Source organism: Burkholderiaceae bacterium DAT-1 (assembly GCA_019084025.1).
GTDB lineage: Bacteria > Pseudomonadota > Gammaproteobacteria > Burkholderiales > Chitinimonadaceae > DAT-1.
In genome coordinates this window covers 89973-112760 of sequence record JAHRBI010000007.1, presented here as the reverse complement: position 1 = coordinate 112760, position 22788 = coordinate 89973, and the positions used below count along the sequence as shown (strand labels likewise).

Here is a 22788-nt window from a genome sequence, read left to right as displayed (position 1 = left end):
CAAGGCGCGAACTCGATTAAACTTTGATTATCACCACACACCGCTACAGGTTCAGTCCTCATGTCTCACGATACCCTGCAACGCTTTCTGTTCGATTCTGCCCCGGTGCGTGGAGAAGTTGTCCAGCTCAAATCTGCCTGGCAGGCAGTACAAAGTCGGCGCGAATATCCACAGCCCCTGCAAACCATATTGGGCGAACTGATGGCGTCTGCCGCATTGTTGTCTGCCATGTTGAAATTCAATGGTTCCATCGTCATGCAATTGCATGGCAACGGTCATCTCAAATTGGCGGTTGTTGAATGCGAGTCAGATCTGACGCTCCGCGCCACTGCCCGATGGGATGAGGAGCAAGATTTTCCCGACCTGCCACTCGCACAATTACTGGGCGATGGAAAGTTCGTGATTACGCTTGATCCGCGTGATGGCGGTCAGACCTACCAGGGGATCGTCGGATTATCCGGCACCAGTATCGCAGCGATTATCGAGCACTATATGCAGACATCCGAGCAGCTTGATACACGCCTGTGGCTCGCTTGCGATAACGATACCGCCGCCGGCTTCATGCTGCAGAAATTGCCTGCCGGACAGGGAGACCCGGATGCGTGGAACCGCCTGACGATTCTGGGCGACACCATCAAGCCGGATGAATTACTTTCCCTGCCGCCGCTGGATCTTTTGCACCGACTTTTCCACGAGGAAACCGTTCGGGTGATGGCCGAAGATCATCCCCATTTTGGCTGTCGCTGCAGCCGTGAAAAAGTGGGTGATATGCTGAAAATGGTTGGCAAGCAAGAGGCTGACGCCATCATTGCAGAGCGCGGGTCGGTGGATATCCATTGCGATTTCTGCAATCAGCACTATGGCTTTGATGCGGTAGATGTTGCGCATCTCTTTACTGCCACCACTCCGGTCTCGGCAAACGATACCAGACACTAAGTCTATCTACCCTTCACCCTACTGCGGAACGTACGATGCAGCGCATCATCAAACAGATCGTCAATCTAACATTGCTGGTGTTTTTGGCGCTCTGCTTTGGTACGGTCGGATACATGATGATCGAAGGCTGGGACTGGTTTGACGGCCTGTACATGACCGTCATTACCGTTGCCACCATTGGTTATGGTGAGGTTCACCCGCTGTCGCATGCCGGCAGAATGTTCACGATGCTGCTCATTCTGTTCGGTACCGGTGTAGTGCTTTACGCCATCGCAGCACTCACCGCGGTGATTGTAGAAGGTAAGCTGGCAGACGAATGGAGAAAGATACGCATGCAAACCGTGATTGATCGTCTGACCGACCATGTCATCGTGTGCGGGTATGGATCGACCGGTCGTTACGTGGTGGAAGAACTGCTCAAGACAGGCACACCGTTCGTAGTGATTGAAACAGACCCGACCAAGTTACGTGAATTGCGGGAACGTCATGTATTGTGTGTCGAGGGTGATGCCACAGTTGACGATAGCTTGCTGGCATCTGGCGTAAAGCGCGCCAAGGGGCTCATTGCATCATTGCATACCGATGCTGACAACGTCTTTGTCGTACTCTCCGGCAAGGCGCTAAATGGCACCATGCGCATCATTGCCAAGGCGATTGAAGAGCCGTCTCGCCAAAAACTGCGTACCGTTGGTGCAGATGGTGTGGTCATGCCAAACTTTATCGGCGGTTTACGAATGGTGTCGGAACTCGTTCGTCCTTCGTTTGTTACCCTGCTGGATATGATGCTGCCTTCGCATGGTGAATCTGTTCGTGCGGAGGAAATTGGCCTGCCACACGATTCCGTTCATATCGGAAAGCGTATTTCCGATCTGGGACTTCAGTCGATGTCTGGCGTGGCACTTGTTTCACTACAGCGGGCACAAAGCCAGACGCATCTATTTAATCCGCCCGGCGATACACGGCTTGAAGCAGGCGATACGCTGATGTTTATGGGTGAGTCGGCGCGAATGACCGAAGTACTCGATAGACTGGCGGCAAAATCAAAATAGGTGCACGTTTTACCTTGCGCAACTACTTCGCACGGTGAGTAAACGACTCTGCTGAGGGATGCTGCTCAATTAACAATGCGCCTAGTTTGAATAATGTCAGAATGCGTTCAGCGTGTAATGCAACCAATGACAACCTGACACAATCCGCAAATACAAATAATTCACCGGACTCATCATGCCAGGCCAGCTCCAGCACACGTTGAGTACCGTGCTCATTCAACCTGGCAATGACGCCAACCGACAGTTGCCCCAGGGCTGCGGACGCGTAGCTACCGTACTTCCACTGCCCGGCTCGTTCTCGCCGGAGCATTGAAGCACCCTGCCCGCAGGCCCACTGCCGCATCATGAGCCTCAGCAATTGGCGAGCATCTGGGATGCTGACATCAACCAGTTCCGCCAGCACCTGCATGTGCTCGAACACCGCACTGATCTGGGTAATGATGTCATCAACCGGACAATAGTCGTCACGCTCTTCGATGATGCGAATCAATGACAGCATGTTGGATACGGCAAGCGCGTAAGCCTTGGGGTACTCTCCCATTTTTTTGGCTGCCGCGCACAAAAGCGCCGTCCAGTAAGGGACTAGGCAATCACGTGCCTGAGCCCCCAACATCCGGCCTGCAAGCGCCCATTCGATCTGATCGGCAATTTCACCAATCAGATCGGAATCAGGCAGGGAGGGGTTGGCAATCTGTATCACCGCGAAAAGGTATTCAGGAAGTTAGAGTTGATTTGCGTGTCACGATACGTAGGTTTATCTGTGCATAGCGCGCAACTCCGCGGGAAATCCAGCGGGTGACGTGGTAGTTTAACCAAAGCCAAACGAGACCCATACACAGCGAGCCGAACCCCAGCACGCTCAGCAAAGGGCCGCTCTCGACAACGGTACCGCCAATATCAATTACAATATACTGTCCTAAATTCAAGTCCGCCACGTGGAAAAGCAACATTGACAGCCCGACAAAAAGTGTGACTGCAGCGCCAAACCATAATGTCACCACAAGCATCACCACCGTTAACAATATGGGTAATACCAATAGCGCATTCAGTGTACCCATGCCAATCACGGCGATGATGGTGCGAAAAATCCCGATATCCTGCTGATCTGACTCATTTATTCTGGATGCAGGGACTTTGATATCTGCAAAAAGTGCGGCCTGTGAAGCCGCCGGGCCAAATGACGCAATTACTTCGCTTTCATCACGCCCTGCCGCTTTCGCATCCGCAAAATACTGCGTGTAGTCGGCAACAATGTCGTCAATGGCATGGTGATCCATCCCTTTCAGGGACTTGCGCAATTCCAGCAAATAATCATCCGTTGTCATGCTGCTCCTCCAGACAGACCGCCTAGACGTATACCTACACTTTGCCAAATGGCGGATTGCTCACCGAGTAGCGTTCGCCCAGAATCGCACAACTTAAAATATCGCCTCGATCCAGACGGAGAATTCACAAGATAACTCGATACCAGCAGATCGGCCTGCATATGTCTCAATAAGGGATAGATCAGCCGTTCCTCCAGGGCATGTTGTTTAACCAACTCGCCATAGATTTCATACCAGTAACAATCTCGCTCCGACAACAAGGTCAGAATGCTTATTTCGAGCGCAGTGCGCTCCAGGTTGGTCTTCACGCCGATTCTCCTGAATTAAGCTAGCGACTCTATTACAGCCACCTCCCCATCACAAGCGACAGATCGTCGGGTGTTGCAGCAATCGTCCATACACGCGTACAACTAAATATCGTATTGCTGCGCGGAAAATCGGGCGCATATGGCATAATCCGCCAGTTTTTGACATTCCGTGAGACGCATGTTGCATAAACATGAGGCCCGCTGGACTCATCCCGCGTTTCGGGCGCCCATCCATATGCAGGATTGGCTAACCGATCCGGCTTCGCTGACAGCCAAACTCAAACAGCGGTTTCCAGCCTTCAGGGTTCAGCTCATCCACCAAACGGTCGGACATCCATTCGAGGATGAATTCCGCCTGATCAGCGCATCTGCCCGTGAACCTGCAATCGTGAGGGATGTTGTACTCATGAGCGGGGATACTCCGCTCGTATTTGCACATTCCGTGATGGTCAGGGATGCGCTGCGTCTTGGATTCAGGCATGTTGCGGGTCAGGGCACGCGTCCGCTGGGTGCCACTTTATTTGCCAATCCCAAGGTCAGGCGTGGCATATTAACCTTCAGCCGGATTGATCCGCGTCATCCGCTTTGGCATGCTGCAAAACATGCCGTTCCCGATCTGGTCAAGCCACTGTGGGCGCGGCGCTCTTGCTTCACCCTTGGCGCAGCACGCCTGCTGGTAACTGAGTTATTTTTGCCTGCAATTGACCACGCAGACTAGTCAAGCACACTGGACTGAACCGAATTCGCCGCCATGAATCTGACCACGCTGAAAACCAAACTAAACGCATACGAACGATTGACGCGTCTGGACAAGCCAATCGGCATTCTGTTGCTGTTGTGGCCCACGCTGTGGGGCGTCTGGATCGCCACTAGTGGCCATCCCGATTGGTTGATCGCGTGGATATTTGTGTTAGGCACAGTGTTGATGCGCAGCGCAGGATGTGTGATCAATGACTGGGCCGACCGCAAATTCGACGGTCACGTTGAACGGACGCGGCACCGACCGCTGATTACCGGTGAGGTGGGCGGAACCGAGGCGCTCCTCCTTGCGGCGGGCCTGGCCCTTTGCGCTCTGCTCATCGCCCTGCCGCTAAATCGATTTGCGCTACTCCTTACCATTCCGGCTGCTGTCATTGCCGCCAGCTATCCATTTTTCAAACGATTTTTTCCTGTTCCGCAAGCCTGGCTCGGACTCGCGTTCAGCTTTGGTATTCCGATGGCTTTTGCTGCCACGCTTAACAATATCCCCCCCGTTGCATGGGTTCTGATGGCCGCAAACTTATGCTGGACGATTGCTTACGATACCGAATATGCGATGGTAGATAAGCCGGACGACCTCAAAATTGGCATGAAAACATCGGCCATTACATTCGGCGAGCGGGATGCTGAATGGGTCATGTTCTTTCACGCCCTGTTTCTGATTGGATTGGGCATCTGCGGTTACCTGTTGCGCAGTGGTCCGCTCTGGTATGCAGGGATGCTGATCGCGGCTTTTCTAATTGCCTTGCAATACAAGCACATTCGCGGACGGGATAGACAGAATTGCTTTCGCGCATTCCTGGATAACAACTATGTCGGTATGACCGTTTTTATTGCGGTTGCTGCGGATCGAACCCTGCATATTCAGTGGTGAGTATTCAATCAAACTTCACGACCACGTCGCCAGCAGGAATTCGCACGTGGCACGCCAAACGGGGTAATGTTGCCGTATCTGCACAGGGGTGATTGGATGCCATATCGGGTGCAATGCGATTTTGGCGCTTCAGTACATTGTACTCTTTGCCTGAATACTGCATCGCAGCATGCCCACTACCAGCATGCTCGATATAGACAAGACAGGCCCCGCAGGTTCCATGCCCGCATCGCCAATATAGTGGGAGCTGTCCTTCAATCACCAGAGGCCGAATAAGGTCGATTAGCAGACTTTCTGTCTCTGCCTTTGCTTCAAGCTCTGATTGAAGCCGTGGGCTGACAAATTTAACGCTGGAATAAACCGGCATTGACAGCATTCCTTCCCTGATGTGTTAAGCTCAAAACTCAGAGGGAATTATAAGAGTTACCCGCATTTATGCAGAACCGCACCTTTCTCCGCGCCGCATTCGCGCTTGCAATTGGCCTGTTTTCTTTAGCATCTGTTCAGGCAAGCGTCCTGGAAGATATGAGCGCCGCCAAGGAGGCTGCGCAAAACCGCCAGATTACCAGGCTGGATGACATTGCCAACCGGCTTCGTGGCACTGCACTGGCAATCTACCCTGAATACTGGCAAGTCAGCCTACAGATCGACACCCTGCCTGATCAAGAAATCCGTCAGTTTCTAGACCGCTACCCCGATAGCTGGCTTGCCGAGAAATTGCGTGGTGAATGGCTGCGCAATCTGGGCATGAAGCGTAAATGGCCAACTTTTGCACAGGAGTGGCCTCGCCTGCAGCAATGGGATGTGGGGTCGGATGTACATTGCTACCGCCTGCAAATGGGTTTAGCCAATAATGAGCAGGATGCCATCCAGACCGCCAAAACACTCTGGTTTAGCGATAAAGGTCTGCCTGACCCGTGTGCGCCGCTGTTTGATCAGTTATTTGCTCGAGGGGTACTCGATCAAGACGATGTCTGGAGTCGTATCAGGTTAGCCCTGGCGGCCAATCATGCCGACTTTGCTGAAGCCTTGCTCCCGCGTCTAAAGCGAGCTGATGGACTGGATGTCAAGCGGATGCGTTTGGCTACGCAGAAAACAAGCAAATTCCTGGCAAAGCTCGATCTTTCCTCACGAGGAAGCCGAGAATTGGCCATGTATGCAACCATACTGGTTGCGCGAAAAGATGCCCAGGATGCCATGTCGCATTTTCTGCAGTACGAAAAGCATCTTGGTCAATCCGACCGCCAGTACATGTACACCAAACTCGCCGCTTATGCGGCACGCCAGCGTATGCCAGATAGTTTGTCCTGGTTCGCCAAGGGACTACCTGCGTCACAAGTAGCAACCGAGGACGCAGAATGGCGTGTACGTGCGGCCCTGCGATCGGGAAAATGGGAGTTCGTTGCCTACGCCTTGAATGCCCTGCCGCCTGCAAAGCAAAATGAATCGGCCTGGCAATTCTGGCGAGCGCGCATGCTGGCAGAAACAGGACATCGACTCGAAGCCAATGCTATCTACGCCTCACTATCCGGAAGCTTTGACTATTACGGACTGTTATCGCGAGACGAACTTGGCGCGGTCGCCGATGTCACAACCGGCCGTTACCGCCCAAATGAAGATGAGCTGCAGGCTGTGCGCAGTCGCCACAGTATCGAGCGTGCACTTGCCCTTTATACACTGGACTGGCGCACCGAGGCTGTTCGTGAGTGGAACTGGGCCATGCGCGGCATGGATGACCGTCAGCTTATTGCCGCGGCCGATATCGCCCGTCAGAATGGCTGGTACGATCGCGCAATATACTCGGCAGAGCGAACGCGCACCATTCACGACTTCAACCTGCGCTATCTAAGCCCCTACCGCGATGTCACACAGGTCTACGCTCGCCAGGCTGGCGTTGATGAGGCCTGGGTATATGGCCTGATACGTCAGGAAAGTCGCTTTGTCAGCGCCGCCAAGTCAGGCGTAGGTGCGAGGGGATTAATGCAGGTGATGCCGGCTACCGCCAAGTGGCTGGCCAAAAAACTCGGCCTGGGTTCAATGAGTCCGAGTGCCATTAATGAGCTGGGTACCAATGTCCAGCTAGGCACTTACTATCTGAAACATGTGTTAGGCAGTCTCGGGAATCAACCTGTTCTTGCCACCGCAGCCTATAACGCTGGCCCCGGCAGGGCGAGAGCCTGGCAGGACAACGAGCGCGCGCTGGATGGTGCAATCTACATTGAAACGATCCCGTTTTTTGAAACCCGTGACTATGTCAAAAAAGTCATGGCCAATTCTGTGTTTTACGCCCGAACATTTGGCTATGGTGAAACATCACTCAAGCGCAGACTAGGTACCATTCCAGTACGCGGCTCGTCTGCCACCGAAGATCTGCCGGATCCAACACTGGATGAAGCAAAAGTGATGAGCAGTAATACGTGATGAAAAGGTGCATGTCGCACTAAGGTGTGCGGCATGCAATCTTTTTCCTGGGGCGACGGGCGGGCTGCTTTGTAGAACGCTTCTTCCTTGCAGAACTAGCGCATCGCGTTGCGCCCAGTCGAAGCCGGTCAGCCCCAAAAAGCACCACCACACCCCCCATTAGCAGCAGGCCGCAAACTGAGACGCCAATTAGGAGTTCGAGTTGGGCGTCGGTCATCCAGTTCATAGTCAGGTATCGTGCTTTCTTTCAGGAGCTGCCGGATAGGGCATTCAAAGTAGCCAAGCTTTGTAGATGCCGCTTCAGCGGCATAAAGTTACTCAATATGCTGTTTTTCCACTGTGATGTTCCTGAAAGACTGGACAAGCGCCGTTTCGTCATCCAATCCTCGCTTTTCAATCCAAAAATGGATTGTGCCCCAAGGTGTGTCCTGGCTTGATTTGTACGACAACCCCGAAAACATCCTGAAACCCTGAAATGCAAGGTTGGGTGTCTGGAAATCACAATAACCCTCTTGTTTCATTAATCGGGCAAACTCGGATGCATTCAATCCACAGCGAAAACCTGATTGCCTACCTACAAACATCCCTGCTTTCTTAACACCACCGGGGTCAAATATTTCAAAGTAACCGTATTCCATCATGAACGATGTTTTGTTGACAAGGTTATACCCATCTGGCAATTCAATTCCATAATGCAAAAACCGTATAGATTCATCAGCATGTGTCAAATTGAGCATAGAAACGCCAAATAAAATAGCGGCTAAGTATTTCAGCATATAAACTCGCAAAGCACTCCACTATTGTTGGTTGATTACTATACCACGCCATATACCATAAACAATATTTGGAATTATGCCAGCCACCCACTACCCCGGCACAGAGGATAGTTTACAAACGGGAAGTGTTAAGCATACAACTGTCCCCTCTCCCAGTGCACTACTCACACGTACGCTGCCCCGATGTAACTCGATAATCTCTTTCACCAGACACATTCCCAATCCTGTCCCCGGAATATTGCCTGAGGCATCGGCACGAAAGAATCGTTCGAATACCCGCTCCAGATGTGCCGGGCTCATGCCAATTCCCTGATCTTTCACTTCGATACTGCAAATATCCCCTTCGATCCAGCTCCTGATATGGATACTCCCTCCGCTGGGTGAATATTTGAGCGCATTCACAATCACATTCATCACAGCCTGCTGCAATTTATTCCAGTCGCCAAACACTTGAATATCGGGCAGATCATTCAGAATAATGCGAGCCGGATAATCCTCTCGTGGGCATGCCTGAATGGTGTTATTGATGAGATTAACAAGCGAAACCGGTACGCACTTGAAGTCCACCCCTCGCCGCGCTTCAATCCGGGCAAGATCGAGTAATTCATTTAACAGGCTTGTCAGACGTTGCGACTGCCGGTGAATGGTATCAAGCATGTCTTGCACCATGTCCTGCGGAAATTCCTGCAACTTGAGCAGCTCGGCAAAACCCATAATCGATGCCATAGGTGTTCGCAATTCATGCGCCGCAGTTGTAAGAAACTCGCTCTTCATGCGGTCAACTTCATGCTCGTGGGTAACATCACGCAGATGCAGCACAATCGCAGCTGATGCAGATCCCCCATTTAACACATAGGGCTTAATAAAGCGCTGCCTTGGAATCAGCATTTCTAGAACAGCGAGCTTTTGTTCTTGTCCCTGCCAGTTACTGATATCTAATTGGTTCGTGGTGGGCCTGAGTAATGCGTTAATTTTATGCTCGAGCTCCGCCACTGAAATGCCATACAGATCTCCGATCATGCATCCCGTCATGCGTTCAAAGGCCGGGTTTGCATAGCTCAGATACCCACCTTCATCAAACGTAGCAAAACCGTCTGGCGTGAGTGTAAATATCACTTCTTGTCGACAGATAATATCGCGAATCATTTCGTCCCGGGCATGAATATCGCTGACATTGCTTTGTACACCTACAAAATGGCGAATAACGCCATCTGCATCAGGTACCGGCGTAATGGTGAGGTGATTCCAGAAAGTTTCGCCATCCTTCCGGTAGTTGAGGAGTGTGGTTTCACAGCCTTCGCCTTTTGCAAGCGAAGCGCGTATGTAGGCAATTTCTTCCTGATCAGTCAGTGGGCCTTGTAAAAAGGCGCAACTTTTACCGATGACTTCTGCTGATTGATAACCCGTCATATTCAAAAAAGCCGGATTGACGAAGATGATGGTTTCATGGCCATCGCACACTTCGCTGATCACAACACCATTGTGACTGCAGGATAGCGCCCGCTGAAACAGCATGGCAGGGTCGCCCGCCGGGGATTGAGTGCCACGTCTTCGGCTGGGCTGTGTACTTCCAGGTTCGATTCGCATGTTCGCCTCCCAAATCAGGCACACGCATTCAGGCGTATGCACAACGGTTTACGCTGCAGCGTGGCTTCATTGAATGTATATCGCGTCCGTTCACCCGTTATCATGCAGCAAGGGGAAAAGCGCCAGCTTCCGCAAGATTGGGGGCGGTGACCGGTAGGCTTAAGTGGAACACTGTTCCGGCCTGCTGGGTACTTTCTACCTTTATATCGCCCCCCAGCTGATTGCGCATGATGTTGTAGACAATGTGCAATCCGAGACCGCTACCACCTTGCCCGCGCTTGGTCGTAAAAAATGGCTCGAAAATTTTGCCGATATGTTCCTGGGGAATGCCTCTGCCGTTATCACTCACATCCAGCGTGACCCATTCTGCTGACTGAGTTGCCACGATCCGGATTTCTCCCCCCTCCCTGTCATCCAGACCATGCACCAGCGCATTAATCACCAGATTGGTGATGACCTGAGCAAACGCGCCAGGATAACTATGGATGGAGACGGGCGTTTCAACCTGCAGAATAATCCATGCATGTGCCTTGCGAACGCGCGGTCCGAGACTGGTTAGTATCTCCTGCAGGTACTGCTCAAGATCAAAGATGCGTGGTGCTTCGCTGGCCTGATCAACCGCAACCTGCTTGAAGCTTTGCACCAATGACGCTGCTCGGTTAGTGTTGTTATGAATGAGCTGGGTGGATTCGAGTGCATCATCCATAAATGACTGGAGATCTGCTTTACGCAGGCTACCCGCCGTGAGCGCGTCATGAATGGTTTTGGAGGCTTCATGGAGGTGGGTGGAGCAAGTCAGGGCGATACCCAGAGGCGTATTGATCTCATGGGCAACGCCCGCGACCAGCCCCCCCAGTGAAGACATTTTCTCGGCTTCGACGAGCGAGGCCTGCGTACTTTTCAATTCGTCCAGCGCGGTTTCGGCGGACGATTTGGCCTCTACCACATTATCAAGCAGGCAATTGAAGGCCAGGCTGGTTTCACCCACCTCATCCAGCTCATACACTGGCATCCGTCGCGAAAAATCCTGCGAACTGACAATATCCAGTGCAGTGGTCTGCATTGCATGAACCGGATGAACGATACGGCGATACAGCAACCATCCGCTCACGCTCAGCATGATCATGGAGAACAGCCCAATACCAAGATAGGCTGTCATGACATGATTAAATGTATCGTCGATATTTGCCTCACCTTGTTGCTGTGCGTGTTTACCGGCCTCTCTGTCCTGGCGCAGCAGCTCGTCAATCTTATCGTTCAGTGGCAGTATCGTTGAATACAGCACAACAAAGGCATCTGCACTGTTGCCTGCCCTGGTGTACTCGAGCGCCTGATGCATGGCCTGAATATACTGCTGTATCAATTGGTACATCAGTTCGTCATGAGAGGCCATGGCGTCCGGATGGGTTTGCCGTTTGCGGGCATTCAAGGCATCTTGCAGCTGTTGCTCAGCTACATGCAGTTTGCGACTGAATCCTTCACGGAGAAACGTATCCGTCTCGTTTAGCTGACTAATCAATATCGGCGGGATGGTTTTGAAAGCTATACCCAGCTCTGCGCTGGAGATAATCAGCGGGGTGGCTTCGTGATTCAGTTTACGAACCTGTTTATCTACTCTGTTCAGCTGAATCAGTCCAAACAAGCCGGTCACACCGATGGCGACCACGGCCAGAGTAACTAAACCACCTACACGTCGGGATATCGTAAGCATGATAGCCTCCTTCGGCGAATCAGGCTGCTACGTCACATATACATCACCCATTGGACACGGCAGGCAAGCAGACAGTCACCGTCGTGCCTTTGCCAAACTCACTGCTTAAGGTCACGTGCCCCCCCAGTAAATCGACAATCTCTTTGGCAATCGAAAGCCCAAGCCCTGTTCCCGGAATATGACCCGACTCATCCGCACGGAAAAATCGTTCAAATGCACGTGCAACATGCTCCGGCTTCATGCCAATGCCGTGATCTCTCACGACGATGTTGACGCCACCGCCCTCGTCTTCACCCAGGGCGCGCGTTGAAAGTTCAATTGCGCTGCCCTCGGATGAATACTTAATGGCATTCCCGAGCAGATTCAGCATCACTTGCTGCATTTTGCCGATATCAACCCGTACCTGAGCGCTGCGGGCGGCGTGCTGCATAACCAGTCGGGGGCGCTTGTCCGGTGTAAACGAGGCATCGATGGCAGGTTGGATGAAGGTATCAATGCTGCAGACCTCTGGCTTGAGAACATTGGCACCCCCGGCCTCGATTTTCGCCAAGTCCAACAGGTCATTGAGCAAATGAGTCAGACGAACGCTTTGACGATTGATCGTTTCCAGCATATCGCGCATTTGCGAGGGATCGATCTCCATATGCAGCAACAATTCAGAAAATCCGCGAATGCTGGCCATTGGCGTGCGTAACTCGTGCGCAGCCATCGACAAGAACTCGCTTTTCATTCGCTCGACCTGGTTTTCGCGCGTCATATCGCGCATGTAGAGCGCCAGCCCCCCATCTGGGGTCGCTTTTGCCTTAATTGAGAAAACGGCTGACACCGGATGACAGACTTCGAGAATGATGCCCTCAGGCGATGCTTCGGCCTGATTAAGAAGCTGTCCTGCATTGAGCAGCTGATGTGTCCGTTCGAGTCGGGCGCCCCGGCTCACCAGCAGATTCAATACTTCCATGAGTGGCATATCCTGAACGTCGGACATTCTCCGCTCGAAAAGCATCAGCATGGATGCATTGCAGTAAGCCAGATTGCGTTCGGGATCGAAATAGGCAACACCACTCGAACTGAGTTGCATGATGGTTGCCAGTTGATCCGACTTGGACTCGATTTCATGAAGCAAATCAAACAAACGCAGGGAGGCAATGACTGTGGTGTACAGTCGCTCAGAAGTAAGCTCCGTTTTACATTTGTAGTCATTGATATCGTACCGGTTGATTACCATGCGTTCAGGCGCTTGCCCCGGCTGACCTGTTCGCAGGACGATTCTGACCCGGCGATTGCCCAGCTCGTTGCGAATCCGATCGACCAGCTTCAAGCCGGCATCATCTGACTCCATGACGACATCCAGCAAAACCAGCGCAGTGTCAGGATGATTGCGCAGGAGCTGGAAGCCCTCTTCACCGGAGTAGGCAGAAAGCAGTTCTACTCCGCGGCCTTGATAGTTCGCCTCCTTCAGCGCGAGGCGAGTCATCAGATGCACGTCGGGCTCATCGTCAATGATTGCAATCTTCCAGCGTGCCTGTGCCGCAGGGGTGTCCGCCAGACCATTTTCATCGGCATCATCCAGCAGCCAGCTATCTACTTCGCTCATGATGGCATCCTCCGCAAAATCTGCGATGCAGGCCGCTGGGCAAACTGCATCCAGAAGTCCTTTGGTAAGTTGAGTGTGGTCGTATTTGTGGGCAGCGCATCGATTGCCTCACAGGCTTGATGAATGTCATCAATGTGGGCAATGAACGTATCAATCAACTGGGCATCAAATAACGTACCGCGATGCTGTCGAATTGAATCTAGCTGCGTTTGTCCGAACGGTGAGTACGTGCCGGATTGATTCGCTTGTAGTGCTGTGCAGAAATTCACCAGTGCAACAATCTGACCGACAAGGGGAACTGACTCTGCAAGCAAGCCGCCTGGTCGGCCGTTAGGGTCGATGTAACTTACCTCGAAGACAGGTGTTGCGCAGAACAAAGCATCGCATTGATCCGAGGATACGCCCAGCCAGTAGGCCAGCATGGCGCTCAGGAGTCCCGTGCGAACATAATGGACAGGCTGGTACCGGTCAGACTTCATGGTTTGCCGGATGAGTAGCTCGCGCTGTACTTTCAGTAAGGCCGCTCTGGCTTGATCGCGCTCATGCAGTGCTGAATGCATATCTTCGACAACCCGAAACAGTTGGCCATACACGTGGCGAACATTTTCTGGTGGAGCTGCGTCACACTCGACAGGCGCTTGTGGCAAGCCAATCTCAATCGACTCGCAGGGAAGTTCATCCACGCGCCATGCTATCGCGTCTCTTTCCATGGCAATCTCCTCTGCAGCATTCGCTGCCTAATTCGGCTTGCCAATTGCCTGAAGCATCACACCCGGGAGGAGTCGACCGTCACGCGGCCATTGCCGAACCCGGTTGCTGTCCGATGTGCTGGCGAACGGTATCAATCAACTCAAGTGGACTGAAAGGCTTTGTCAGATAAGCATCCGCGCCTGCCGCCCGTCCTGCTTCGAAATCGGACTGCTGACCACGTGCAGTCAGCATGATGACGCAGGTATCTTTTAGCGCAGGATCTTGCTTCACCTTTGCACATACCTGATAGCCATCCAGCTCACCCGGCATCATTACATCCAGCAACATAAGCTTGGGCTGGCTGGCCTGAGCCATCTTTAAACCCAGCAAGCCATGATCAGACTCCTGTACTTCGTATGGCCCAAATTGCAGCGTCATGCGGATGAGCTTTCGGATATCGGCTTGATCTTCAACGATCAGAATCAGCGGTTTCATGATGCCTCCTTGCCTCGTGCTAGCCACGAGATGCGAGTAGTCGACCAAGATCCCGTGCATAACGCTCCATCTGCACGGCATCGACCTCGTTGTGCGGACTGGATTGATTGGGCGCGCCAGTTGGCAGCTCGATTACAATGTCGAGTGCATCATGATCGGCCCAGCGCACGTGTCCACCCAGCATTTCCAGAATGGCCTTGCACAGTGCAAAACCGATGAACAGATTCGGCTGCAGCTCGGCGGACGCAGCGCCAGCCATCACCCCGGCCGAAAACGGCAGGAAGACTCGTTCTCGAAGGTGTGCTGCAATCGGCATATTGTTGGAGGTGAATTTGAACGACACATGGGCACCGTGCTGTAAGCAAGCCAGCATGATCTCCCCCCCTTTCGGGGTTTGCGCGATCAATGCTCTAGAGAGCGCGGCAAGTGCATTTACCAGCCATGTTTCGCTGCCGTATACAGGCGGAAGCTCACTGGCTATCCCATTGAAAGCCAAGCTCACCTGATAGCGACGACAGGCCGGCGTCAGTGACTCAGTCAATCTGGAGACAATGCGAGGGATGTCGAGGCGCTCTCCATTTTGAATCTGTACCCCCGCATGGACACTGGCAAGTTGGATCACTTCTTGCAGTTGCGACGAGAAATGACCCCAGCTCTCACCCGCCATTTTCAGGGTCGCTTCAGACGGTGATTTGAGCAGTAGCGAGCAGTCGTTTAAACAGCGAAGAGCTTCATCATGGCACACACGATGGAACAGGCTCATCAGGTTTTGTATGGTGGTTCGGTATAGATGCTCATCGGTATCATCGCGGATGACCACCATGATGTCATCGCCGACCGGACTGGGTAGCAATTTGGCTTCCAGATCGCGTTCAAACTCTCGATCCAGCGTCAAAGAAACCGGTAGCGCGACATAGCCCGACTCGATTCCTGCCAGATTGCGAAGAATGGCCGGGTGTTGCAAACCAGAGGATGCATCATGCCCAAATATGCTTCGGGCAGCCTGATTAGCGTATTTCATCTCCCCGTGCCGTCCGACAACCATCACACCATCATGCAAGCTGTCGAACAAAAGTTGCATTGAGCGATTCATGGCACACCTCCATTAAGAGGCCGGTAGATGACTTTACTCTAACCGAGCGAGGCAATATCATCAAATTTATTCTTTCTATCATTTTTATCATTTAGATGCGCATTTCACGCTTTCTGCTGCGTGTGCGTACAGTCCACATCCGTCGCACCTGCAATGCCGCTTATCGGGGAGTCACCACCAGATTTAGCTTCTACAACCCCATCATCCAGAATACAAATATGCGTTGCGCAGACAGGCAGATTGCCCCCTTGTGCGCATCTGGAGTCGGCATTGAACACGCGCACGTTATTTCTTTGGCTATTTCACCTGCACTGCTTGGCGCTATTGCTCTGCAATGCTGCGTCGGGAACGACTTTGCCCAGGGGACGTCTCGATGATGAAATTCGGGTAAGTCGCTTTTTCAATGTGCCACTACAGCGCCCTGCCCTTGGTGCAGGCTTGATTCAGGATCGCGATGGCTTTATCTGGATCGGCCTTCAGGCGGGTCTGGGTAAATGGGATGGCAAGCAGCTCACGGTTTTTGATACGCGCAACAGCGGCCTCAGTTCTCTCAGCGTGACCGGATTGCTTGAAGATCGTAAAGGCATCATCTGGATTGCAACGGGAGGTGGTGGCCTCAATCGCTACGATAAATCCACACACCAATTCACGGTATATCGACATCAGCAGAACAATCCGGCCAGCCTTGCCAGCGACCACGTGGGGCAGGACTTTCGTCCGCATGCGATTGCGGAAGATCGAAACGGCGGCATTTGGGTGGGAACCAGCGAAGATGGTGTGTGCAGACTAGATCAGGTCAGCCAAAACTTCCGTTGCTGGCTGCATGAGTCCGGGAACGATGCAAGCCTCATTGCCAATGGGGTCAGCACGATAGCCGTCGATCATCACAACCACACCTGGATTGGTACTGAATCAGGCCTGGATCGCTATGACCCTGTTCGTCATACTTTTACGCATGTTGTGGCAGGTAGAATCAATGACATTCTACTCGCCGCCGACCAGACAATCTGGGTGGGCACGGAACGAAACGGGCTCTATCACTTCGATGGTGATGGTCATGTGCTCATGCATGACGCATATGAAGTTGTCCACCCAACCACATTGGGCGCCAATATCGGGATTCGCAATCTTGCCGAAGATGCTCAGCATCGGATCTGGATGGTTCACAGTGATCGCTACCTGACGATTCTGAGCCCCGCAAACCATCAGTATCAGCGCTTGATCTCGGGGGATGAATCCAATCTTCGTGGCCGGCAATTGGCCGCGCTCATGCAGGATCGCGATGGGGTCATGTGGATTGCTGACTATGACAGTCAGCTCAACAAGTATGACCCGCTGGGCAGTAAATTCAGCCTGTATCAGCACAATCGGGACAATCCCAATAGCCTGCCCTATAACTCGGTTTCTTCGCTCTACTGTGCTCCAGACCAGCAACTCTGGATCGATGCATTTGAACACGGACTCGCCCTATATCGCCCGGAAACAGATGACTTCGACGTCATTCCAGAGCCGCATGCGCCGCACCGTCCCATGTTTGTCGATGCACATGGGCAATTCTGGTTTGGCGGTGGGACAGGAAAGCAGAATCATCAAGCCATGTTTCTGTACGATCCGGACAAGCGCATCATTCGAGGCGAATGGGCATTCCCCAAGGATCGCCCCAACCAAAGTGCGGTACTTGATCCCCGGCATCATGACTGGGTTTGGATTGCGACCAGAAAGGCCGGTATTGCGCGATTCGACACTCAGCTGCATCAATACACCTTCTATCAGCATGATCCGGAGCGGCCAGAGAGCATTGGCAGCGATGTGATCTGGAAGCTTGCGTTTGATGTTCGAGACCCGACGATCCTGTGGGCGGCCTCACCCGGTGGCGGGTTGATCCGTTTCGACGTAGAACGGGAGACATTTACCAGCTACCGACACGACGACGCGCACCCCGACAGTATTGCCAGCAATATCGTGTATTCCTTTGTGCAGACAAGGAAAGGTCAGTTCTGGGTCATGGCCAAGGGGGGTGCCCTTGAATTGTTTGACCCTAACAGCGGCCGATTTACCCACTTCAGCCAACTGAACGGTAAATTCCCCGACGATAAAGCGGTCAATGTGACGGAAGATGCCGATGGCGATCTGTGGCTGAATGTACCGGGTGGAAAAATCATCCGGTTTAACCCGGACAATGGCCAGTTTCGGGAATATGGCGCCGGTGATGGTGTTCAGACGGGGGCAGCATTTGGTGCGGCCTATACGCATTGCCAGGGTCGTATCTGGTTTGGCGGCGGGAACGGCATCAACGCATTCGATCCGCGCGAGATACGCGACAATCCCCGTCAGCCCCCTGTCCGTTTCACAGCCATCACGCAAGGCGGACAACCCATCATCCAGACGCTTGCACCAGAACGGATCAAAGCGATCGAGCTGGATTGGCAGCACAACTACTTCGAATTTAGTGCGGTTGCACTGGACTTTACGCATCCGGACCAGAATCGATACCGGTTTATGCTAGAAGGCTGGGATACAGGTTGGTACGAGGCAGGTAATCAACCCTTTGGCCGGTACTCCAGCCTGCGAGGCGGCCGCTATACCCTGCGTGTTCAGGGCAGCAATGCCGATGGTATTTTTAGCCCTCACGAGGCCAGACTCGATGTCATTGTGCATCCTCCGTTTTGGCTCGCCCCATGGTTTATTGTGCTTACACTGTGTGGCTCGATCGGCCTGCTTGTAGGGGGCGTGTGGTTGCGCATCACATCGATTCGCCGGCATAACCGGGCCTTGGAACGGCGAGTAGCTGAACGCACGCTGGAACTTGAAGCAGCCATGCGTCAACTTGCGCAATCAGAAAAGCTCGCCGCGCTAGGTGACCTGGTTGCCGGTGTGGCACATGAACTCAATACCCCTCTTGGCAATATCCGTGTGGTGAGCTCAACCCTGGGTGAGCGCGTCGCCGAATTCGGTCACGCGCTGGAGCAAGGTGCCGTACGCAAGAGTCAGGTCGAATCATTCAACCGGCTATGCGGCGAGGTTTCCCGCCAGCTTGAGTACAACAGCAGCAAGGCCGCTCACCTCATCAGTCATTTCAAACAGATGGCAGTGGATCAGGCCAGCAATCGCAGGCGTCAGTTCAATCTGAAAGAGTTGCTTGAGCAAATGGTCGTCATTCTGACACCGCGTCTGAAACAGACCAGTCACCGTATTCACATTGATATTTCACCTGACATCCTGATGGACAGCCATCCCGGGCCACTCGAGCAAATTACCGACAACCTGGTTGCCAATGCCCTGCTTCACGCCTTTGATGGTATTGAACATGGACAAATTACCATCTGGGCTCGCAAAGAGCATACCTTCGTTGTCCTTAAATATATCGATAACGGGAAAGGCATTCCTGCGGATGCGCTCCATCGCATATTCGAGCCATTCTTTACAACCAAGCTTGGGCAAGGCGGAAGTGGTCTGGGTTTGTATCTTGTCTTTAATTTAATCGCCACTGTGCTGTGCGGGAAAATTGAGGCCGAAAGCACACTGGGGCACGGCACCACCTTTACGATCACCCTTCCTCTGGTCGCCCCTGATGCACCCGAACACACCTGACTTTAGCAAGCGGCTGCGTGCAGGCGTGCCGCTTGTCCGTCATGGACAGACTCCCTCCTTCAGCAATCAGTAGATGTCATATAGTAACTAGGCGGGAATCGCCTTGCGGGAGCGCATATGACACATCAAATTGATCCGGACAGCAGGCCTGATAACCGTCAGCCCGAGCACACAGCTGCCAGGGCAGACGACCCGGCTGATGACTGGATCATTGAGGACGATCCCGCAGCGGCGCCGCCATGTGACTCTCCTAAAGGCGCGCCATGGCGGGTGTTGATTGTCGATGATGAGCCGAGTGTTCATGAAGTAACGGAACTCGTCATGGAAGGGTTCGAATTCGAGAACCGCCCACTGGCGTTCAGGCATGCGTACAGCGGCGTCGAGGCTAAACAGGTTTTGGCGCAAGAGCCTGACTTCTCGCTGATTGTGCTGGATGTCGTGATGGAAACGGATGATGCAGGACTGCACGTCGCTTCCTATCTACGACGAGATCTGAAAAATGCGTTTCCCCGCATTATTCTGCGCACAGGTCAGCCGGGGCATGCGCCCGAAGAGCATGTGATTCGTGATTACGATATCAATGACTACAAGGAAAAGTCCGAGCTGACCGAACGCAAGCTGAAAACCATGTTTATTTCGGCGTTTCGCGGATATCGCGATTTGATGCGCATCGAATCTGCCCGCCAGAACCTGTGCCGCACGATTGATGCCATCGCCACCATCCGCGACTCACAGAACTTGTTTTCCTTTGCATCGTTACTGATGACGCAGTTGAAGCATGTATTGGGGGTTGAAACGGATCATGCGAGTCCAAGTCAGCTGAGTGCTCACGTTGCTGCACGCAATGATCGAAACAGCGAAATGACGGTGATCGCACTCACGGATGGGCTGTTTAGTCGCTCCAATAGCATGGGGGCGCCCACACATCTTCCCGATTCGATCCGATCCGAAATCAATCACGCCTTTGCTTCCCGGCAAACCATGATGCGGGAGGATCGCTATATCGGCTATTTTAGCTGCGGGGGCTCGGCGGAGGGCGTCTTACATATTGTGTTTGACCCTAAGCATGACTCGATCGCACAAGAATACCTAACCATTTTTGCTGAAAATGTGATCATGACCTACGAGTATTTGCTGGCGCGCGAGGAGATTGAATCCGGTCAGCACACGTCCATTATGCTGATTTGCGAAGCAGTGGAAAAGCGATCCAAGGAAACCGGCGTGCATGTGCTGAGGGTGGGTGAAATCAGTGCGATTCTGGCTTCTGATTTCGATATCTCCACTCGCGATGTTGAGTTTATCCGCCAGGCAGCACCCTTGCATGATCTGGGAAAAATTGGCATTCCGGATGCCATTCTCAATAAGCCCGGCAAACTCGATCCACACGAATGGGAAATCATGAAAACCCACTCGGCAATCGGGCAGGACATGCTGAAAAAATCGGACAGTCCCATGCTGAGGCTAGGTGCCAGTATTGCAGGTGAACATCACGAATGCTGGGATGGCAGTGGCTATCCGCTAGGATTAAAAGGTGAGGAAATCAGTCTGGCTGGGCGCGTTGTAGCTGTAGCCGATGTACTGGATGCGTTGCTGAGTCACCGCTGCTACAAATCACCGTGGATATTTGAAGATGCGGAAGCCTACATTCTGTCCTGCAAGGGCACCCGATTCGACCCCCAGGTGATTGATGCGTTTGTCCGCAACCGTGATGCAATTCTTGAGGTGTATCTGGAGTACCCGGAAGGCTGAACCGACCGGGTTTCCTGCAATTTTAGATCACTTCCAGCTCTGCCTTGAGCGCACCTGCGGCCTTCATGGCCTGCAATATAGCCAGCAAGTCTTGCGGACTGGCGCCAATCTGATTCAATGCCCGCACCACATCATTCAGGTTGGTTGCTTTTGGCAAGGTGGTCACGCCGCCTTTTTCTGTCTTGATTTCGACCTGCGCGTTCTCGGTCTTTTCTGTTTTGCCATTTGAGAGCGCATTCGGCTGGCTAATGGTGTTATTGGCGTGAATCACCACCGTCAGACTGCCATGCGAAATCGCGCAGGGATCGAGCGAAACCGTCTGGTTCATGACAACCGAGCCAGTTCGGGCATTAATGATGACCTTGGGCGCTGCCTGCGCGGGTGTGACATCCAGTTCTTCCAGTTTCGCCATGAATTTCACACGGGCAAACACATCCTCGGGTGCTTCAACCAGCACGGTTCTCGCATCAACCGCACGTGCCTTGCCCGGAAAATCCTTGTTGATGCGCTCCGCCATATTGTTGACAGTAGTGAAATCAGACTGGTTCAAGGCCAGTTCGATCGTATCGGCTTCCCCTACTTTAGCGGGCACCTCACGTTCGACAGTTGCTCCCATCGGCACGCGACCTACCGACAACTGATTCACCTGCGTGCTTGATCCACCCGCCGATGCCCCTGCTCCGGCAACGACCACATTACCTTGTGCCATGGCATATATCTGACCATCCGCCCCTTTTAACGGGCTCATCAGCAAGGTGCCCCCTCGAAGGCTTTTCGCATTGCCGATGGATGAAACAGTGATATCGATTTGCTGCCCTGCTTTGGCAAATGGCGGTAGCGTTGCAGTGAGAGAGACCGCCGCTACGTTTTTCAACTGCAAGGACGTGTTACTGGGTAGCTGAACCCCCAGTCGCGTCAACATATTGATGACACTCTGCACGGTGAACGGGGTTTGTGCGGTCTGGTCACCGCTGCCATCCAGCCCGACGACAATCCCGTACCCAACCAGCTGATTCGAGCGTACTCCGCCGACACTGGCAATTTCCTTGATCTTTTGCGCTTGCGCGATCGGCATCATTAGCGCAGCCAACAGCATGATCCATTTACGCATGATGCACCTCTCAGAATGGGAAGAACCGCATCATCACATCCTGCAGCCAGCCCGCCTTATTGGCCTGAGCGACCGTGCCGGACCCCACTTCTTCGATGCGCGCTTCTGATACGCGCGTTGAAGAGATCACGCCATTCTTGATGTCCGCTGGATTAATCACCCCGGAAAGACGCACGTAGCTGACTTCTCCGCGAATATTTACCTGACGTTCGCCTGCAATCAGCAAATTTCCGTTAGGCAGGACATCGCTTACCGTCGTGGTGATGGTGCCGTTAAAGGAATTATTGGCTGTGGTTGAGCCTTTGCCGCCAAACTTGTTGTTGCCCGAGTTGGCTACATTAAAGCCCTTCATCAGGCCATTAATGGTGTCGGAGGTAGCGCCGGCGGACAGCGCATTGCTGACCGTCGAGGTTCGTTCAGCGGAATTGTCGGCTTTAGTGGTGGCGTTGACGCTTTCCTCTATCTGAACCGTGACCAGATCACCGACATTGCGAGCAAGCGTGTCTTCAAACAGGCCTCTGGACGCACGCGCCTGATAGATACTGCCATTCGCCGGCAAGGTCTCAGAGCGCGCCGCCGGACGCACGGTCGTGGGTCCGGTCACAATGGTGCGAGGCACTTGAGTGGCACAACCGGCAAGCATTGCCACTGCGGCAAGTATGATCATTTTGTTTTGCATGATTAGACTCCTGTCAGTCTCTTAGCGATCGCCTGCGGGC

At 53.0% G+C, this 22788-nt stretch carries 20 protein-coding genes; 7 read left to right on the top strand and 13 right to left on the bottom strand.

From position 1 onward, the window contains the following. The first annotated feature begins 60 nt into the window (after positions 1 to 60). Both hslO and KSF73_15525 read left to right on the top strand, forming a co-directional pair. A complete protein-coding gene (gene hslO, locus KSF73_15530; GenBank protein ID MBV1777131.1) occupies positions 61 to 936 on the top strand; it encodes an Hsp33 family molecular chaperone HslO in 876 nt (291 codons plus the stop codon). A 35-nt stretch (positions 937 to 971) separates the two neighbouring features. Continuing rightward, positions 972 to 1985: a potassium channel protein gene (locus tag KSF73_15525; protein MBV1777130.1), complete on the top strand. Its 1014-nt coding sequence runs from the start codon at positions 972 to 974 to the stop codon at positions 1983 to 1985. Positions 1986 to 2007: 22 nt separating this feature from the next. Here the strand turns inward: KSF73_15525 and KSF73_15520 are convergent, their stop codons facing one another. The 3 genes from KSF73_15520 to KSF73_15510 are packed head-to-tail and all read right to left on the bottom strand — an operon-like array spanning position 2008 to position 3618. Continuing rightward, on the bottom strand, positions 2008 to 2685 hold the full coding sequence (locus KSF73_15520) for a hypothetical protein (GenBank protein ID MBV1777129.1): 678 nt from the start codon (positions 2683 to 2685) through the stop codon (positions 2008 to 2010). 13 nt (positions 2686 to 2698) lie between these two features. Continuing rightward, a complete protein-coding gene (locus tag KSF73_15515; GenBank protein MBV1777128.1) occupies positions 2699 to 3310 on the bottom strand; it encodes a DUF1700 domain-containing protein in 612 nt (203 codons plus the stop codon). Continuing rightward, positions 3307 to 3618, bottom strand: coding sequence for a PadR family transcriptional regulator (locus KSF73_15510; protein ID MBV1777127.1), 312 nt, complete (start codon positions 3616 to 3618; stop codon positions 3307 to 3309). Before KSF73_15510 ends, KSF73_15515 begins: the two co-directional genes overlap by 4 nt. 178 nt (positions 3619 to 3796) lie before the next feature. Between KSF73_15510 and KSF73_15505 the strand changes: the two genes are divergently transcribed. Then, positions 3797 to 4336 carry a chorismate lyase gene (locus KSF73_15505; GenBank protein MBV1777126.1) on the top strand — a complete coding sequence of 180 codons (540 nt, stop codon included), beginning with the start codon at positions 3797 to 3799 and terminating at the stop codon, positions 4334 to 4336. A gap of 33 nt (positions 4337 to 4369) precedes the next feature. Beyond that, positions 4370 to 5251 carry a 4-hydroxybenzoate octaprenyltransferase gene (gene ubiA / locus KSF73_15500; protein ID MBV1777125.1) on the top strand — a complete coding sequence of 294 codons (882 nt, stop codon included), beginning with the start codon at positions 4370 to 4372 and terminating at the stop codon, positions 5249 to 5251. A gap of 4 nt (positions 5252 to 5255) precedes the next feature. Here ubiA and KSF73_15495 read toward each other — a convergent pair whose 3' ends face one another. Continuing rightward, positions 5256 to 5627 carry a 2Fe-2S iron-sulfur cluster binding domain-containing protein gene (locus KSF73_15495; GenBank protein ID MBV1777124.1) on the bottom strand — a complete coding sequence of 124 codons (372 nt, stop codon included), beginning with the start codon at positions 5625 to 5627 and terminating at the stop codon, positions 5256 to 5258. Positions 5628 to 5686: 59 nt separating this feature from the next. Between KSF73_15495 and KSF73_15490 the strand changes: the two genes are divergently transcribed. Then, positions 5687 to 7672, top strand: coding sequence for a lytic transglycosylase domain-containing protein (locus KSF73_15490; GenBank protein ID MBV1777123.1), 1986 nt, complete (start codon positions 5687 to 5689; stop codon positions 7670 to 7672). Positions 7673 to 7986: 314 nt separating this feature from the next. Here the strand turns inward: KSF73_15490 and KSF73_15485 are convergent, their stop codons facing one another. The 7 genes from KSF73_15485 to KSF73_15455 form a co-directional block, all read right to left on the bottom strand. Further along, positions 7987 to 8448 (bottom strand): hypothetical protein, encoded by a 462-nt coding sequence (locus KSF73_15485; protein ID MBV1777122.1) that lies wholly within the window; start codon positions 8446 to 8448, stop codon positions 7987 to 7989. Between the two features lie 90 nt (positions 8449 to 8538). Continuing rightward, the gene (locus KSF73_15480; GenBank protein ID MBV1777121.1) at positions 8539 to 10035 is read right to left on the bottom strand and encodes a PAS domain-containing protein; all 1497 of its coding nucleotides are present in this window, start codon (positions 10033 to 10035) and stop codon (positions 8539 to 8541) included. 100 nt (positions 10036 to 10135) lie between these two features. Then, positions 10136 to 11746, bottom strand: coding sequence for a HAMP domain-containing histidine kinase (locus KSF73_15475; protein MBV1777120.1), 1611 nt, complete (start codon positions 11744 to 11746; stop codon positions 10136 to 10138). Between the two features lie 43 nt (positions 11747 to 11789). Then, complete coding sequence (locus KSF73_15470; protein MBV1777119.1) at positions 11790 to 13340, bottom strand: hybrid sensor histidine kinase/response regulator; 1551 nt, start codon at positions 13338 to 13340, stop codon at positions 11790 to 11792. Next, a complete protein-coding gene (locus KSF73_15465) occupies positions 13337 to 14050 on the bottom strand; it encodes a hypothetical protein (GenBank protein ID MBV1777118.1) in 714 nt (237 codons plus the stop codon). Before KSF73_15465 ends, KSF73_15470 begins: the two co-directional genes overlap by 4 nt. Before the next feature lie 79 nt (positions 14051 to 14129). Continuing rightward, on the bottom strand, positions 14130 to 14525 hold the full coding sequence (locus KSF73_15460) for a response regulator (protein MBV1777117.1): 396 nt from the start codon (positions 14523 to 14525) through the stop codon (positions 14130 to 14132). A gap of 19 nt (positions 14526 to 14544) precedes the next feature. Then, the gene (locus KSF73_15455) at positions 14545 to 15618 is read right to left on the bottom strand and encodes a PAS domain-containing protein (GenBank protein MBV1777116.1); all 1074 of its coding nucleotides are present in this window, start codon (positions 15616 to 15618) and stop codon (positions 14545 to 14547) included. A 354-nt stretch (positions 15619 to 15972) separates the two neighbouring features. Here KSF73_15455 and KSF73_15450 point away from each other — a divergent pair, with 354 nt between their 5' ends. Further along, on the top strand, positions 15973 to 19209 hold the full coding sequence (locus tag KSF73_15450; GenBank protein ID MBV1777115.1) for a hypothetical protein: 3237 nt from the start codon (positions 15973 to 15975) through the stop codon (positions 19207 to 19209). Between the two features lie 117 nt (positions 19210 to 19326). Continuing rightward, complete coding sequence (locus KSF73_15445; GenBank protein ID MBV1777114.1) at positions 19327 to 20958, top strand: DUF3369 domain-containing protein; 1632 nt, start codon at positions 19327 to 19329, stop codon at positions 20956 to 20958. Positions 20959 to 20980: 22 nt separating this feature from the next. Here the strand turns inward: KSF73_15445 and KSF73_15440 are convergent, their stop codons facing one another. Next, a complete protein-coding gene (locus KSF73_15440) occupies positions 20981 to 22069 on the bottom strand; it encodes a flagellar basal body P-ring protein FlgI (protein ID MBV1777113.1) in 1089 nt (362 codons plus the stop codon). Positions 22070 to 22079: 10 nt separating this feature from the next. Beyond that, positions 22080 to 22748, bottom strand: a complete 669-nt coding sequence (locus tag KSF73_15435) for a flagellar basal body L-ring protein FlgH (protein MBV1777112.1) — start codon at positions 22746 to 22748, stop codon at positions 22080 to 22082. Between the last annotated feature and the right edge of the window lie 40 nt (positions 22749 to 22788).

Excerpts from the sequence above, each read along its gene's own strand:
- hslO (MBV1777131.1), top strand. The coding sequence starts at position 61 with ATGTCTCACGATACCCTGCAACGCTTTCTGTTCGATTCTGCCCCGGTG.
- KSF73_15525 (MBV1777130.1), top strand. The coding sequence starts at position 972 with ATGCAGCGCATCATCAAACAGATCGTCAATCTAACATTGCTGGTGTTT.
- KSF73_15515 (MBV1777128.1), bottom strand. The coding sequence starts at position 3,310 with ATGACAACGGATGATTATTTGCTGGAATTGCGCAAGTCCCTGAAAGGG.
- KSF73_15505 (MBV1777126.1), top strand. The coding sequence starts at position 3,797 with ATGTTGCATAAACATGAGGCCCGCTGGACTCATCCCGCGTTTCGGGCG.
- ubiA (MBV1777125.1), top strand. The coding sequence starts at position 4,370 with ATGAATCTGACCACGCTGAAAACCAAACTAAACGCATACGAACGATTG.
- KSF73_15495 (MBV1777124.1), bottom strand. The coding sequence starts at position 5,627 with ATGCTGTCAATGCCGGTTTATTCCAGCGTTAAATTTGTCAGCCCACGG.
- KSF73_15490 (MBV1777123.1), top strand. The coding sequence starts at position 5,687 with ATGCAGAACCGCACCTTTCTCCGCGCCGCATTCGCGCTTGCAATTGGC.
- KSF73_15485 (MBV1777122.1), bottom strand. The coding sequence starts at position 8,448 with ATGCTGAAATACTTAGCCGCTATTTTATTTGGCGTTTCTATGCTCAAT.
- KSF73_15480 (MBV1777121.1), bottom strand. The coding sequence starts at position 10,035 with ATGCGAATCGAACCTGGAAGTACACAGCCCAGCCGAAGACGTGGCACT.
- KSF73_15475 (MBV1777120.1), bottom strand. The coding sequence starts at position 11,746 with ATGCTTACGATATCCCGACGTGTAGGTGGTTTAGTTACTCTGGCCGTG.
- KSF73_15470 (MBV1777119.1), bottom strand. The coding sequence starts at position 13,340 with ATGAGCGAAGTAGATAGCTGGCTGCTGGATGATGCCGATGAAAATGGT.
- KSF73_15465 (MBV1777118.1), bottom strand. The coding sequence starts at position 14,050 with ATGGAAAGAGACGCGATAGCATGGCGCGTGGATGAACTTCCCTGCGAG.
- KSF73_15460 (MBV1777117.1), bottom strand. The coding sequence starts at position 14,525 with ATGAAACCGCTGATTCTGATCGTTGAAGATCAAGCCGATATCCGAAAG.
- KSF73_15455 (MBV1777116.1), bottom strand. The coding sequence starts at position 15,618 with ATGAATCGCTCAATGCAACTTTTGTTCGACAGCTTGCATGATGGTGTG.
- KSF73_15445 (MBV1777114.1), top strand. The coding sequence starts at position 19,327 with ATGACACATCAAATTGATCCGGACAGCAGGCCTGATAACCGTCAGCCC.
- KSF73_15440 (MBV1777113.1), bottom strand. The coding sequence starts at position 22,069 with ATGCGTAAATGGATCATGCTGTTGGCTGCGCTAATGATGCCGATCGCG.
- KSF73_15435 (MBV1777112.1), bottom strand. The coding sequence starts at position 22,748 with ATGCAAAACAAAATGATCATACTTGCCGCAGTGGCAATGCTTGCCGGT.